The 14,642-nt window shown below is 50.6% G+C and carries 13 protein-coding genes; all 13 read left to right on the top strand.

Going from position 1 to position 14,642, the window contains the following annotated elements; genetic code table 11:
- The first annotated feature begins 452 nt into the window (after positions 1 to 452).
- The 13 genes from AC1G9C_RS14430 to AC1G9C_RS14370 all read left to right on the top strand — a co-directional run bounded on the left by AC1G9C_RS14430 (position 453) and on the right by AC1G9C_RS14370 (position 14,559).
- Positions 453 to 1,883 carry an MBL fold metallo-hydrolase RNA specificity domain-containing protein gene (locus AC1G9C_RS14430; protein WP_480407942.1) on the top strand — a complete coding sequence of 477 codons (1,431 nt, stop codon included), beginning with the start codon at positions 453 to 455 and terminating at the stop codon, positions 1,881 to 1,883.
- Positions 1,884 to 2,024: 141 nt separating this feature from the next.
- The gene (locus tag AC1G9C_RS14425) at positions 2,025 to 3,089 is read left to right on the top strand and encodes an LPS O-antigen chain length determinant protein WzzB (RefSeq protein ID WP_480407941.1); all 1,065 of its coding nucleotides are present in this window, start codon (positions 2,025 to 2,027) and stop codon (positions 3,087 to 3,089) included.
- A gap of 117 nt (positions 3,090 to 3,206) precedes the next feature.
- A complete protein-coding gene (gene wbpA, locus AC1G9C_RS14420; RefSeq protein ID WP_480407940.1) occupies positions 3,207 to 4,511 on the top strand; it encodes a UDP-N-acetyl-D-glucosamine 6-dehydrogenase in 1,305 nt (434 codons plus the stop codon).
- Between the two features lie 72 nt (positions 4,512 to 4,583).
- A complete protein-coding gene (gene wbpB, locus AC1G9C_RS14415; RefSeq protein ID WP_480407939.1) occupies positions 4,584 to 5,534 on the top strand; it encodes a UDP-N-acetyl-2-amino-2-deoxy-D-glucuronate oxidase in 951 nt (316 codons plus the stop codon).
- A 7-nt stretch (positions 5,535 to 5,541) separates the two neighbouring features.
- The gene (locus AC1G9C_RS14410; RefSeq protein WP_480407938.1) at positions 5,542 to 6,126 is read left to right on the top strand and encodes an acyltransferase; all 585 of its coding nucleotides are present in this window, start codon (positions 5,542 to 5,544) and stop codon (positions 6,124 to 6,126) included.
- A gap of 2 nt (positions 6,127 to 6,128) precedes the next feature.
- A complete protein-coding gene (locus tag AC1G9C_RS14405; protein ID WP_480407937.1) occupies positions 6,129 to 7,241 on the top strand; it encodes a DegT/DnrJ/EryC1/StrS family aminotransferase in 1,113 nt (370 codons plus the stop codon).
- 1 nt (position 7,242) lies between these two features.
- The gene (rfbB, locus tag AC1G9C_RS14400; RefSeq protein WP_480407936.1) at positions 7,243 to 8,301 is read left to right on the top strand and encodes a dTDP-glucose 4,6-dehydratase; all 1,059 of its coding nucleotides are present in this window, start codon (positions 7,243 to 7,245) and stop codon (positions 8,299 to 8,301) included.
- A gap of 13 nt (positions 8,302 to 8,314) precedes the next feature.
- Positions 8,315 to 9,178 (top strand): glucose-1-phosphate thymidylyltransferase RfbA, encoded by an 864-nt coding sequence (rfbA, locus tag AC1G9C_RS14395; RefSeq protein ID WP_480407935.1) that lies wholly within the window; start codon positions 8,315 to 8,317, stop codon positions 9,176 to 9,178.
- The gene (locus AC1G9C_RS14390) at positions 9,175 to 10,200 is read left to right on the top strand and encodes a TDP-N-acetylfucosamine:lipid II N-acetylfucosaminyltransferase family protein (RefSeq protein WP_480407934.1); all 1,026 of its coding nucleotides are present in this window, start codon (positions 9,175 to 9,177) and stop codon (positions 10,198 to 10,200) included. Before rfbA ends, AC1G9C_RS14390 begins: the two co-directional genes overlap by 4 nt.
- 4 nt (positions 10,201 to 10,204) lie before the next feature.
- On the top strand, positions 10,205 to 10,777 hold the full coding sequence (locus tag AC1G9C_RS14385; protein ID WP_480407933.1) for an acyltransferase: 573 nt from the start codon (positions 10,205 to 10,207) through the stop codon (positions 10,775 to 10,777).
- Positions 10,764 to 11,894: a dTDP-4-amino-4,6-dideoxygalactose transaminase gene (rffA, locus tag AC1G9C_RS14380; RefSeq protein ID WP_480407932.1), complete on the top strand. Its 1,131-nt coding sequence runs from the start codon at positions 10,764 to 10,766 to the stop codon at positions 11,892 to 11,894. The genes AC1G9C_RS14385 and rffA overlap by 14 nt, the downstream gene beginning before the upstream one ends.
- A complete protein-coding gene (locus AC1G9C_RS14375; RefSeq protein ID WP_480407931.1) occupies positions 11,891 to 13,309 on the top strand; it encodes a lipopolysaccharide biosynthesis protein in 1,419 nt (472 codons plus the stop codon). The genes rffA and AC1G9C_RS14375 overlap by 4 nt, the downstream gene beginning before the upstream one ends.
- A gap of 257 nt (positions 13,310 to 13,566) precedes the next feature.
- Complete coding sequence (locus tag AC1G9C_RS14370) at positions 13,567 to 14,559, top strand: EpsG family protein (protein WP_480407930.1); 993 nt, start codon at positions 13,567 to 13,569, stop codon at positions 14,557 to 14,559.
- The last annotated feature ends 83 nt before the right edge of the window (positions 14,560 to 14,642 follow it).

The following is a 14,642-nucleotide window of genomic DNA, read 5'->3' as shown; positions in this document are numbered from 1 at the left end:
CTGGTTGGAGCTCGGAGGGGTTTATCGTGCCTGAAGGCAATTTTCAGGTTCGTCTAAGGAAACTCTGAAATATCCGTCATTCCCGCGCAGGCGGGAATCCAGAACGTGCATAGTCCTTGGGCTTCCGCTTTCGCGGGAGTGACGATAGAGGGTTTTCTAAGAACTTCCCTAATCGCTTTGTTGTGGCAATTTGTCGATATGTAAAAAACAGTCCGAGCGGGTAATATGGGGCGCCAGCTTGGGGCAAGCGGTCGGTGTTGGCCATGAAGGTGTTTCGGTCACCGGATCGACATTCAGGCAACACCATGCAGTTCGGGGCGTCGCTGTTAATTGTCATGCGCCCCTTGGGGCGTGATCAGTTCGGCATCCTCGGCCAATAGGCATGCTGCCGCGACTGCACGTATCTACCGCGGCCATCTCAGATTGTTAACGGACTAACACGAACCAACGCCATGGAACATCCCAACATAGTGCATCACGGCGCCGTTTCCGGCGTGACGGGCTCCTGCCATCAGTTGCAGATGGATGCCGAGCACGCGCTTCTGGTCGATTGTGGCTTGTTTCAGGGGGCTGAGACCTCGCCCGAAGGTCGGGCCGGGGCCGGTCGTCTCGATATCGATTTCTCCCTGGCGGGTATCAGGGCGCTGATCGCCACTCATGTGCATATCGATCACGTCGGGCGTATTCCCTACCTGCTGGCCGCAGGATTCAAGGGCCCCATCCTCTGCAGCGAACCTTCGGCGAAACTCCTGCCCATCGTGCTGGAGGATGCCTTCAAGCTCGGCTTCAGCCGCGATCAGGCCAAGGTGGAGCGTTACCTCAAGCTGATCGAGCAACGCATCGTCGCCTTGCCTTACAAAACCTGGTTCAACCTGGTCGATAGCGCGCAGCTGACGGCGCGGATTCGCCTGCAGCGCGCCGGCCACATCCTCGGCTCGGCCTATGTCGAAGTAGACCTGCACTACCCCCTGACGGGCGAGCGCAATCGCGTGGTGTTCTCCGGCGACCTGGGTGCGCCCCACGCACCGATACTGCCGGCGCCGAAGGCGCCCCAGCGTGCCGATATCCTGGTCATCGAAAGTACCTATGGCGATCGTCTGCACGAAGACCGCCGCAATCGCCGCAAACGCCTCGAACAGGTGCTCGAGCAAGCCCTGGCCGACCGGGGCACGGTGCTGATTCCGGCCTTCAGCATCGGCCGTACCCAGGAGCTGCTCTACGAACTGGAAGAGATCCTGCATCGCAGGGCGTCCAGCAAGCGGGCGCCTGTAAATGGCATCGACTGGCACAATCTACCCATCATTCTCGACTCGCCCCTGGCGAGCCGTTTCACCCGCGTCTACCGGGAACTTGAACCCTTTTGGGATGCCGAAGCGCTGGCACGAGTCAGAAGTGGGCGTAAACCGCTGGCCTTCGACAACCTGCTGACGGTGGACAGTCATCAGGCTCACCTGGCCATGGTCAAGCGCCTGGTGCAAACGGCGCAGCCGGCCATCGTCATCGCCGGTAACGGCATGTGCTCCAGCGGTCGCATCGTCAACTACCTCAAGGCCATGCTCGGCGATGCCAGGCACAACGTTCTGTTTGTCGGCTACCAGGCCGACGGTACGGTCGGGAGGCAGATCCAGCGCTTCGGATCGCGAGGTGGATTCGTGGTAATGGACGGACAGCCCTATGACATTCGGGCGCAAATTCATACCATAGGCGGCTATTCGGCCCATGCCGACCAGAATGGATTGCTCGGATTCGTTACTCGGATGCGCCATTGGCCGTCAGAGATTCGGATCGTGCATGGCGATCCGGCGGTCAAGCAGGTGCTGGCAGATGCATTGCGACGGGGTTACAGCCAGAGAAGTCGCGCCGTGGAGGTTGTAATACCCTAGAGTCCCCGCTCGTTACGGGGCGCAGCGGCATCGCAGAGTGCCTCGCTCGTTAACCCTGATTATCTAGAGCCCGGTCGGTTGCAAACCAAGAGAGGTTGCCGCCGTGGCCTGAGCCAATGTCAAGAAGAAGTGGAGCCCAAGTTGAACCCCAATTCCCCGGCTAACCCAAGCAATGAGCAAGATGAAATCGATCTGATTGAGTTGTTCCAAGGCCTCTGGGCGCAGAAATGGCTGATTGCCGCTTTCACGGCAGTTGCAGTGGCTGGCGCTGCGGCCTTTGCCTTTCTCAGTACACCGACCTATGAGGCCAGATCGGGGGTGTTGTCGCCACGTCTGAGTGATATCGCCGGCTACAATCTGGGGCGTAGCGAAGCCAAGCTGGCTGAGTTCAAGGTTGGGGACGTTTATGCGGTGTTCAAGCGCAACCTGCTTTCCGATGGGGTCAAGCGCGAACTTTTTCTGGGTGCCTATTTACCCAGTTTGAGCGAAGCGGAAGCCGGCGGAGCTCAGGATCGGCTTTGGGTCAGATTCAGCAATCTGCTAGCGGTGCGAGCTCCGGATACCAAAAACAACCCGGACTATTTCACCATCACGGTGCAGCATGAGGATCCGCAAACTGCCGCTGACTGGGCCAATCGCTACGTAAGTATGGTGGTGGAAAAAACCGAGGTCGAAATGAAGGCCAACCTGTTGGCCGAGATCGGCACCAAGGCGCAGTCCATCGAACGGCAGATCGAGGTGCTACGTACCAGTGCGCAGAAGCGCCGGGAGGACCGCATTACTCGTTTGCGTGAGGCCCAGCAGGTTGCAGAGGCTGTCGGCATCGATGCTCCCCAGGTCACGACCGGCAAGACCTCATCTGACGGCGATCTGGCCGAGTTCATGGATGGTAACTTGATGTATATGCGTGGTGCCAAGGCCATACGTGCCGAGTTGACCGTGCTGGAGCAGCGCAAGAATGATGACCCCTTTATCCCCGAGTTGCGCGGGCTGGAGAGTCAGTTGGAGTTTCTCAAGCGTGTAGACGTCAACCCTGACAACGTTTCGGTATATACCCTGGACAGCAGTGCCGAAGTGCCGCAGACACCGATCAAGCCGAAGAAGGTGCTGATTCTGGCGCTGGGGTTGGTGCTGGGCGGGATGCTTGGTGTTTTTGTCGCGTTGATTCGATCCATGCTATCTAAGCGGGGTGTGAGGCCGAACTAACAGTGGTAGAAGGTACGGCTCTTATTGCCGAGAAATGATTTCCTTTATAACTCGCTTTCGGTTTTTCCGCGGGCTAGTAGTACCTATCATTTATATTCAATGAGCTATGGTTGGTTTATGTATAAAGCAGCGATTGAGCGTTATAAGACCAAGGAAGCAGTGATTGGTATTGTCGGCTTAGGCTATGTTGGTTTGCCGCTGATGCTGCGTTACAACGCGATTGGTTTTAATGTTCTTGGTATCGACATTGACGAGGCTAAAGTCACGAAGCTCAACGCTGGCGAAAGCTATATCGAGCATATTCCTGCTGAGAAAATCCTGGCTGCACGTGCTAGTGGATTCGCTGCTACTAGCGATTTCAGTCGTGTCGCTGAATGTGATGCTTTGATTCTTTGTGTTCCGACTCCGCTGAACAAGTACCGCGAGCCGGACATGAGCTTTGTAATCAACACGACCGAGGCACTCAAGCCATATTTGCGCGCAGGTCAAGTTGTTTCACTGGAGAGCACCACTTACCCGGGTACTACGGAAGAGGAACTCTTACCGCGTGTGCAAGAGGGTGGCCTGGTGGTAGGGGAAAGTATCTTCCTCGTCTATTCGCCTGAGCGGGAAGATCCGGGCAATCCAAATTTTGAAACGCGTACTATTCCCAAAGTTATTGGTGGTCATACACCAGCGTGCCTGGAAGTTGGTATTGCGTTGTACGAGCAGGCGATTGATCAGGTGGTGCCGGTAAGCTCGACGAAAGCAGCAGAAATGACCAAGCTGCTGGAGAATATTCATCGTGCAGTCAATATTGGTCTGGTCAATGAGATGAAGGTCGTTGCTGACCGGATGGGCATTGATATTTTCGAGGTGGTGGATGCAGCAGCAACCAAGCCGTTCGGTTTCACCGCCTACTACCCGGGGCCGGGCCTAGGGGGGCATTGCATTCCCATCGATCCCTTCTATCTGACCTGGAAGGCTCGTGAATATGGTCTGCACACCCGTTTCATTGAACTGTCCGGTGAGGTCAATCAGGCGATGCCGGAGTATGTCCTGAGCAAGTTGATGGACGGGCTTAATGACAGTGGCAAGGCGCTCAAGGGGAGCCGAGTCTTAGTGCTGGGCATCGCCTACAAAAAGAATGTGGATGATATGCGCGAATCTCCCTCTGTGGAGATCATGGAACTGATCGAAGCTAAGGGAGGGCTTGTCGCCTACAGTGACCCCCATGTGCCGGTCTTCCCGAAAATGCGCGAACACCATTTCGAGCTGAGCAGCGAGGCATTGACGGTAGAAAACCTGGCCAGCTTTGATGCGGTGGTGCTAGCCACTGATCACGACAAGTTCGACTATGAGCTGATCAAGCAGCATGCCCGCCTGATCGTTGACAGCCGTGGTAAATACCGTAGTCCGGCCGAGCACATCATCAAGGCCTGATTGGTCGCCATGCAGTTCCTGCCCTGCGAGGCTCTAGTGCTTAGTAGGGCGACTGTTTCATAAGGAATATCCATGAAGAATTTCGCCCTGATCGGCGCAGCCGGTTACATCGCCCCCCGTCACATGCGGGCTATCAAGGACACCGGCAATGTGCTGGTTTCTGCCTACGACATTAACGACTCAGTCGGTATCATCGACAGCATCTCTCCCCAAAGCGAGTTCTTCACCGAGTTTGAGCGTTTTCTTGAGCACGCTCACCGTATCAAGCGTGACCCGGCAACCGCACTCGATTATGCATCTATCTGTACGCCGAATTACCTACACCATGCCCACATTGCCGCAGGTCTGCGCTTGGGATGTGATGTGATTTGCGAAAAACCATTAGTGCCAACGCCGGAAGTCTTGGATGAGCTGACGCTGATCGAACGAGAAACCGGTAAGCGCGTCTACAATATTCTACAGTTGCGCCATCATCAGGCGATTCTCGACCTGAAAAGTAAGGTTGCCCGTGAAAACGCTAGCCATAAGTACGACGTTGAGCTGACCTACGTCACCAGTCGCGGAAAGTGGTATATGGAGAGCTGGAAAGGCGATCCGCGTAAATCCTTCGGCGTTGCAACCAATATTGGTGTGCATTTTTACGACATGCTGCATTTCATCTTCGGCAAGCTGCAGCGTAACGTGGTGCATTTTTCCGCTGAGAACAAAGCCGCCGGTTACCTAGAGTATGAGAAGGCTCGGGTCCGCTGGTTCCTATCGATTGATGCGAATGACTTGCCTGATTCGGTAAAAGGCAAGAAACCTACTTACCGTTCCATCACCGTTAACGGTGAGGAAATGGAATTCTCTGAAGGCTTTACGGACCTGCATACCACCAGTTATCAGGAAATACTCGCGGGCCGTGGCTATGGCATCGATGACGCTCGGCATTGTGTGGAAACTGTCAACACGATCCGCTCCAACGCTGTCATTGGTGCTCAGAACGATGAAGGCCATCCATTTCTCAAGAACCTGAGTTACTGAGGCGTCCATGGGCTATCAGGTACATCCATCCGCCATTATCGATGAGGGCGCCCAGATCGGCGATGGTTCGCGGATTTGGCACTTCGTGCATGTCTGCGGCGGTGCGCGCATTGGCAAGAGCGTGTCACTGGGTCAGAACGTATTCGTTGGCAATAAAGTGGTAATTGGTGACCACTGCAAAGTACAGAATAACGTTTCGGTCTACGACAACGTGACCCTTGAAGAAGGAGTGTTTTGCGGACCGAGCATGGTATTCACTAACGTCTACAACCCACGATCACTGATTGAGCGCAAGAACCAATACCGCGATACCTTGGTGCAGCAAGGCGCAACACTTGGCGCCAACTGCACCATCGTCTGTGGCGTAACCATTGGCGCATTTGCTTTTGTCGGGGCAGGGGCGGTGGTTAACAAGGATGTACCTGCTTATGCATTGATGGTCGGAGTTCCGGCGCGCCAAATCGGCTGGATGAGCGAGTTCGGTGAGCAACTGGAGCTACCCATTTCCGGAGAAGGGCAGGTTGTTTGTCCGCACACTGGCTCATGCTATGTGTTGAGTGGCAATAGACTGAACAAAATGGATGCGCAGTGAAAATGATTGAATTCATCGACCTGAAGGCTCAACAAGCCCGTATCAAGGACAAGATTGATGCTGGTATCCAGCGGGTCTTGGCTCATGGCCAGTACATCCTTGGTCCGGAAGTTGCGGAGTTGGAGGAGAAGCTTGCGGCCTTTACTGGTTCCAAGCATTGCATTACCTGCGCCAATGGCACCGATGCTTTGCAGATCGCACAGATGGCGTTAGGGATTGGCCCCGGAGATGAGGTCATTACCCCTGGATTCACTTATATAGCTACCGCCGAGACAGTGGCCTTGTTGGGCGCAAAGCCAGTCTATGTGGATATTGATCCCCGAACATATAACCTCGATCCGATGTTATTGGAAGCAGCCATCACTCCGCGGACTAAGGCAATTATCCCGGTATCTCTCTATGGTCAGTGCGCCGACTTCGATTCTATCAACGCTATTGCCGCCAAATACGGTATCCCGGTAATCGAAGATGCTGCACAGAGCTTTGGCGCCACATACAAGGGCAAGCGTTCTTGTAACCTGACCACTATTGCTTGCACCAGCTTCTTCCCTAGCAAGCCCTTGGGTTGTTATGGCGACGGCGGTGCGATTTTCACCAATGACGATGAGTTGGCAAAAGTGCTGCGCCAGATCGCTCGGCATGGCCAGGATCGCCGCTATCACCATATCCGAGTGGGAGTGAATAGCCGTTTGGACACCCTGCAGGCTGCCATTCTGTTGTCCAAGCTGGATATCTTCGAAGACGAAATTGCTCTGCGCCAGCAGGTTGCAGCTCGCTACAACGAGCTATTGGCACCTGGCAGGGCTGATGGCCTTGCGAGCAGGGCTTCTGGCATCATTGCCATCCCCCACATCGAACCTCACAACACAAGTGCTTACGCCCAGTACACCATTCGTGTCCGTGATCGGGAGGTCGTTCAGGAACATCTGAACAAGGTCGGCATCCCCACTGCTGTGCATTACCCGATTCCGTTGAATAAACAGCCGGCTGTGGCTGATAGGGCTGCTAGTTTGCCGATAGGTGATGAAGTGGCAGAACAGGTGATGAGTCTGCCTATGCATCCATATATGGATGCTGAAGTGGTCGAGAAAATCGTGCAGAGCCTGGTTAAATAGAATGAAGATTATCGTAACGGGTGGTGCTGGTTTCATCGGTTCGGCGGTCATCCGCCACATTATTCGTAACACCGACGACACTGTGGTCAACCTCGACAAATTGACCTATGCGGGAAATCTTGAATCGCTGGTCGATGTAAGCGACAGCGAACGTTATGTTTTTGAAAGAGTAGATATTTGCGACCGTGCTGCGCTAGAGCGTGTGTTTCGCGAGCAGCAACCCGATGCGGTAATGCATCTGGCTGCAGAGTCCCATGTCGATCGTTCAATCGACGGGCCGGCTGCTTTCATCGAAACCAACATCGTCGGCACCTACACGCTTCTGGATGTCTCTCGCCATTACTGGCAAGGTCTGGATGAAGCGCGCAAGGCGGCTTTCCGCTTCCACCACATCTCAACTGATGAGGTGTACGGTGACCTGGAAGACCCCGAAGAGCTGTTCACCGAAATCACTCCTTATGCCCCGAGTTCACCCTACTCGGCAAGCAAGGCCAGTTCCGACCACTTGGTGCGCGCTTGGCGTCGTACCTACGGTCTACCGACGTTGGTTACCAACTGCTCGAACAACTACGGGCCGTATCACTTTCCTGAAAAGCTCATCCCGCTGATGATCCTCAATGCCTTGGAGGGCAAGGCACTACCGGTTTACGGCAAAGGTAATCAAGTGCGCGACTGGCTCTATGTGGAGGACCACGCCCGTGCCTTGTACAGAGTGGTGACCGGGGGCAAAGTGGGGGAGACTTACAATATCGGTGGTCACAACGAGAAGCAGAACATCGAGGTCGTGCATACCCTTTGCGAATTACTCGATGAATTATGCCCCGACTCACCGTATTGCCCGCACGCCTCATTGATCACACATGTTCAGGATCGCCCTGGCCACGATCTGCGTTACGCCATCGATGCTAGCAAGATCCAGCGAGATTTGGGCTGGACGCCAGAGGAAACCTTCAAATCGGGCATTCGCAAAACTGTCGAGTGGTACCTGAAGAATCTGGAATGGTGTCGTCGCGTGCAAGACGGTAGTTATCAACGCGAACGCCTAGGCGTCTCGGCATGAGGACTGGCAACTTATGAAAGGTATTATTCTCGCCGGGGGTTCGGGTAGCCGGCTGTATCCTATTACCAAAGGTGTGTCCAAGCAGTTACTGCCGATCTACGACAAACCTATGGTGTATTACCCGCTGTCAGTACTTATGCTCGCCGGCATTCGTGACATCCTGTTGATCAGCACTCCGGATGACATTGGTGGTTTTCAGCGCCTGCTTGGTGATGGCAGTGAATCCGGTATTCGGCTCAGCTACGCCGTACAGCAAAGCCCTGATGGACTGGCGCAAGCGTTCATCATTGGCGAAGAGTTCATTGGTAGCGATTCGGTATGCCTGGTGCTGGGCGACAATATCTTCTACGGACAGGGATTTGGTCCTTTACTGCGCGATGCAGCCAGCCGTAGCAAAGGTGCGACCGTGTTCGGTTACCACGTCAAGGATCCAGAGCGTTTTGGTGTGGTCGAGTTCGATGCCGATAAACGTGCCATTTCCATCGAGGAAAAGCCGCTTAAGCCCAAGTCTAACTATGCAGTGACTGGCCTGTATTTCTATGACAACGACGTAGTCGAGATCGCCAAACAGGTAAAACCTTCTGATCGCGGTGAGTTGGAAATCACCAGTGTCAACCAGGCCTATTTAGAGCGTGGTGATCTAAGCGTCCAACTACTCGGACGCGGTTTCGCTTGGCTCGACACTGGTACTCATGAAAGCCTGCTAGAAGCCAGTCATTTTGTCGAAACTATCGAAACACGGCAGGGTTACAAGATCGCATGCTTGGAAGAAATCGCTTTCTATAATGGCTGGCTGAATGCCGACGAGTTGCGGAAAATCGGCCGGGCTTTAAGTAAGAACAGTTACGGTCGATATCTGTTGTCCTTGATAAAATGAAGATTGTTCATATAGCAGCTCCTCAAACCTTCACAACGTCATTCTTTCGCCTTGTTGAGAAGGAATTTGAGCATGCGCAGCATTTCATACTGAGTCATGCAGCGACTGATGAGTGGTCCGAAGATTTGAAAATAAAAAACAAAAACTTAGCCGGGCTTAGCTGGTTCTTGGAGTTTATTTGGTCTTTGTATCGCGCAGATAGAGTAATCATTCATGGCCTCTTTGATCGTTATGTAATAATTCTGTTGGCCTTGCAGCCTTGGCTTTTGAAAAAAAGCTACTGGATGATCTGGGGGGCAGATTTATATGCCTATGAGACTGGTCCTCGGAGTTGGAAGTGGAAGCTAAAAGAGTTTTTTCGACGTCCTGTGATTAAGAATATGGGCCACTTGGTTACCTATGTAGACGGTGATGTAGAATTGGCGCGTAATTGGTATAGGGCTACAGGTAAATACCATGAGTGCATTATGTATACCAGTAATATATATCGTGAGTACGCTGTAAAAGGCGAGGCGCATGAGTTGATCAATATTCAGGTCGGTAACTCGGCAGACCCAAGTAATAATCATCTCGAAATTTTTGAGAGGCTCGCTCCGTTTCGCAATCAAGAAATTGCAATTTATGTACCTTTGGCCTATGGAAGCCGGGAGTATGCTCAGTCAGTAATCAGCGCGGGGAGAGATCGGTTTGGTGTTAAATTCAAACCTCTAACCGACTTTATGCCGTTTGATCAATATTTGGATTTTCTTGGGAAAATTGATATTGCCATTTTCAATCACAAGCGCCAACAGGCTATGGGTAATATCATAACCCTCTTAGGGTTAGGTAAGAAGGTTTATATGAGAAGTGATATTACCCCTTGGCTCATGTTTAAAAGAAAAGGGGTGAAGGTTTATGAAAGCTCGGAAATTGAACTGAGTTTGATGGACGAGCGCTCCATGAGGCATAATCAGGAAGCAATAAGAGCTAATTTCTCAGAGAAATTAATAGTTGATCAGCTGAAAAAAATATTTGAGGCGTAAATTCATGGCTTACTACTCAGATGAGCAGCTCAATCAGATGGGTTTTCGATATCTTGGCAGAAATGTCAAGGTCAGCGATAAAGCAAGTATCTATAATGTCGATCAAATTGAGATTGGTGATAATTCCAGGATTGACGACTTTTGTGTCATATCAGGCAGGGTTCGAATTGGTAAGTTTTGCCACATAACGCCCATGTGTCTGGTGGCTGGCGGAACTCCCGGTATATTCTTTTCTGATTTTTGCACGCTAGCATATGGGGTAAAAGTATTTTCCCAGTCAGATGATTATAGTGGCACGACACTGACCAACTCTTTGGTTCCCCGTAAGTTTAAGAGGGAAATTTTCGAGGAAGTGACATTTGGTAAGCACGTCATCGTTGGTGCTGGCTCTATAATATTTCCAGGGGTTCATGTTGCTGAAGGTTGCTCTGTTGGCGCTATGACATTGGTCAACAAAAGTACCTTGCCGTGGGGGGTCTATGTAGGTAATCCGGCACGCCGGGTCAAAGAAAGAAAGCAAGATCTACTTGCGCTGGAACAAAAATTTCTAGAAGAGATTTCCAATGATCCCATTTAACAAACCGCCCTACACCGGTAACGAAGATCAGTATGTGCTTGCTGCTATGCGCAGCCCGAAAATCTCGGGCGATGGAGAGTTCAGCAAGCGCTGCCAGGCATGGTTTGAGGAGAGGTTAGGATGCAAAAAAGCACTTCTGACGCCTTCCTGCACGCACGCGCTAGAGATGGCAGCTTTACTTATCGATGTGCAAGCTGGTGATGAAATCATCATGCCAAGCTACACGTTTGTCAGTACAGCAAATGCCTTTGTCTTGCGTGGTGCGAAGATCGTTTTCGTCGATATTCGCCCGGATACTATGAATATTGATGAAAGCCTGATCGAAGCGGCGATTACATCTAAGACCAAAGCCATCGTGCCTGTCCACTATGCGGGCGTAGCCTGTGAGATGGACGCCATCATGGACATAGCCTCCCGTTACCAGCTCTTTGTCATTGAAGATGCTGCTCAAGGCATGATGGCTACTTACAAAGGCCGTCCGTTGGGCAGTATCGGTCATATGGGGGCTTTCAGTTTCCACGAAACCAAGAACTACACCAGCGGCGGCGAAGGTGGCCTACTGATTATCAACGATGAACGCTTTATAAATCGCGCTGAAATCATCCGGGAAAAAGGCACTAACCGCAGTCAGTTTTTCCGCGGCATGATAGACAAATACAGCTGGGTCGATATTGGTAGCAGTTATCTGCCCTGTGATATTCAAGCAGCCTTCCTGTGGGGGCAATTAGAGAAGTCTGAGGAAGTCAATCAGAACCGTTTGCAGCTTTGGAGTGCATATTACGATGCACTACTTCCATTAGCTATTGATGGAAAGATCACGTTGCCGTCAATGCCGGAAGGCTGTGTTCATAATGCGCATATGTTCTATTTAAAGGTTAGCAGCCTTGATGAGCGAGCACTCTTTCTTGAGAGTTTGAAAAGGCGTGGCGTGCATAGTGTTTTTCATTATGTCCCGCTACATTCAGCTATTGCCGGCCCGCAGTTCAGTCGGTTTCACGGTGAGGATCGCTATACAACCAAGGACAGTGAGCGTTTGATTCGCCTGCCTATTTGGTATGGTATGCAAGCGCGTGAAAGAGAGCAGGTCATTGACTCGGTCCTAGAGTTTTTCGCTTGAACGCAAAGAAAGTTGCCTCTTTTGCCGTTGGTCCCATCGGAGGGGCCGCTTTAGGCTTTATCACACTACCAATTATTACCTGGTTTTATTCGGCTGAGGATATCGGCCGGATTGCCATGTTACAGGTGGTTTCCAGTTTCTGCGTCCTGCTATTCAGTCTAGGTCTGGATCAGGCGTATGTCCGTGACTACCACGAATCGGTACATAAGCCCGCGCTATTCAAGGCTGCCTTGTTACCGGGCTTGCTACTACTTGCTATGGGCTTGACGTTTTGCTTTGTAGTGCCTGATTTTATTTCGCAAGCTCTCTTTTCCGTGGGCAGTGTACTGATCAGTGTTCTGGTTGCGTTGTGTTTTGGGGCCACGTTTGTTTCGCGTTTTCTGTCCTTGATCTTGCGCATGCAGGAAAAGGGCTTGGCATTTTCGATGAGCCAAGTTTTGCCTAAGTTACTTTTTCTTTCTGTGATCGGTGTTTACATCCTCTTTTCATTTGGCTTTGATTTTCTCTATCTGGTAATTGCTCAGACGCTTTCAGTTGTGGCTGTTACCCTGGTTTATGGCTGGAATACTCGTCAGGAGTGGTTGGCAGCATTAAGTCAAAAAATTGATACAGAAAAGCTGAAATCCATGCTGCGCTTTGGCGCGCCTCTGATAATGGGGGGAGTGGCGTTTTGGGGGTTGACGGCTATGGATAAGGTTTTTTTGCGTAGTTTCTCCACTTTCGAAGAATTGGGTATCTATTCAGTGGCGTCCAGCTTTGCCGCCGCCGCTGTCATTTTGCAGAGCATCTTCTCGACCGTCTGGGCACCAACGGTCTACAAATGGGCTGCACAAGGTATCAATACCGAACAGATAGATCAGATTACGGAGTACGTATTGGTTGCAGTGGTTACTCTATTCTCGCTGGCCGGGTTCTTTTCCTGGATCATCACCTATTTGTTACCGCCCTCGTATGCAAGCGTTCAATATGTTCTTGTGGCCTGCATGGCTTACCCGTTGTTCTACACTCTTGCAGAGGCAACGGGGGTCGGCTTGGGTATTGCTCGGAAAAGCACCTATGCGATGATGGCTTCGATTATCGCAGTTATGGTCAATCTAGTTGGCAATTATTTTCTTGTCCCTATATATGGAGCATCTGGCGCGGCCATATCGACGGCCTTTGCTTTTTGGATTTTCTTTGTTGCTCGTACAGAACTATCAAGTTTGGTATGGCGCCGATTACCACGACTAAAATTCTATGGCATGACTCTGATCTGTTTAGCGGTCTCAGTCTGTTTTGCTCTCATAGGAGAAAAATTTCATTTGGTTTTTATTGGTATTTGGGGGGCAGTTCTTTTTCTCACGTTTTGTATATTTGGTAGAGCTCTTAAAGAAGGAGTGGCTCAGTTAGGAGTTTTGATAAGCAGGAGGGTGTAGTGCTCAGAGGTTGACGCTTCCAGTGATAAGTGATAGGTAATAAAATTTATATGGAAGGGGCAAATTTTAAAACTTCTAATATTGGCTGTTTCTAAATGGTGCCTGCTAAGACCGTGCAGTAAAGCGCACTTATTGATCCGCGGTTGCTGTAATTAAAGGTCGTGAGATAAAGTATGTTTGTATATGCGTCGTTTTTTCTCTCAATGGTAGGGTTTTTGCTCGTTGCGCGGAAACTGCCTAAGCGACAGTCGTCGGTTGTGATATATATTGTGCTTGCAAGCTTGATATTGTTTGCTGGCCTTCGTGGTCTGGTTGGCTCTGATACGTTGTCGTATCTCCGCGCTTATGGGGGGCTGTCAAACGACGATTATATCTTATATTTGCTTAGCACTATGGAGCCGTTATTTGTTGCTTTTTTGGTGGGGCATAAATATTTATTTGATAATGCCTTTCTCTATCTTTTTATGATGTCGGTTTTTCAGGTTCTTTTGCTTTGGAAAGTGTGTGAGAATAGTTCGGATAGATGTCTTTTTTTAGTGGCATATGTTTTGCTTTTTTATTTGAATTTTCATTTCAATATTGCTAGGTCTGCAATTGCATCTATGCTGTTTCTGTATTCCTTGTGCAGTAAGTCTCGTTCGGCTGGTCTGTTAGCTGCGGTTCTGGCTCCGGGGTTTCATGTTTCTGTCTTGTTGTTTTACCCTTTGCTTCTTCCTCGTTTAGGCGTGAAATATTTTTCAGTAATTGTGTTTTTTTGTCTTGCTGCTGCTGCCGTCTTCTATCAAGAGGTATATGACTTCTCTCTAAAATTTAAATTTTATGCAGATTACTTGCGAAGTGGTGCGTCAGGGGTTTCGATTTATGGGTTGTTAGTCATAGTTAATGTTGTTACCTCTGTTGTTTTATTGTCCAGGGCGAATTTTTTGTTTTTCGGTAGCGCTTTGTTCTTGATCGTTTCGGTTGTGCTTTATGGGTATCATCCTATCGCATATAGGTTTGTGACAATTGCTCTTTTGCTGTATTTGTTTTTCTTGTTGGAGGCTCTTGCTCGCTTAAGGTATTCGTGGGGGTATATGTTTTTTTGGGCTCCAGTAATTTTGACATTTGGTGTTGTGGTGCAAGGCATAGCGAACGAGGCTGATATATTGAATGAAAGAATAAGTGCGGGAGAACCACTTGAAGGGGCATTGAATTCAACTTATATTCCTTATGAGTTTTATTGGGATGATGAGTTGTTGGGGGTGGAATGAAATTCGTCGACTCCTTGTTATAAGTTTCTTATAAGAATTTAGCTTCCCAGTTAGTTGGGGTTCCTGTCTCGGCTATAAACATT

The organism is Pseudomonas sp. ABa2 (assembly GCF_056676075.1).
Note: the sequence above shows the minus strand (reverse complement) of the source record. Positions and strands in the feature narration are given on the sequence as shown.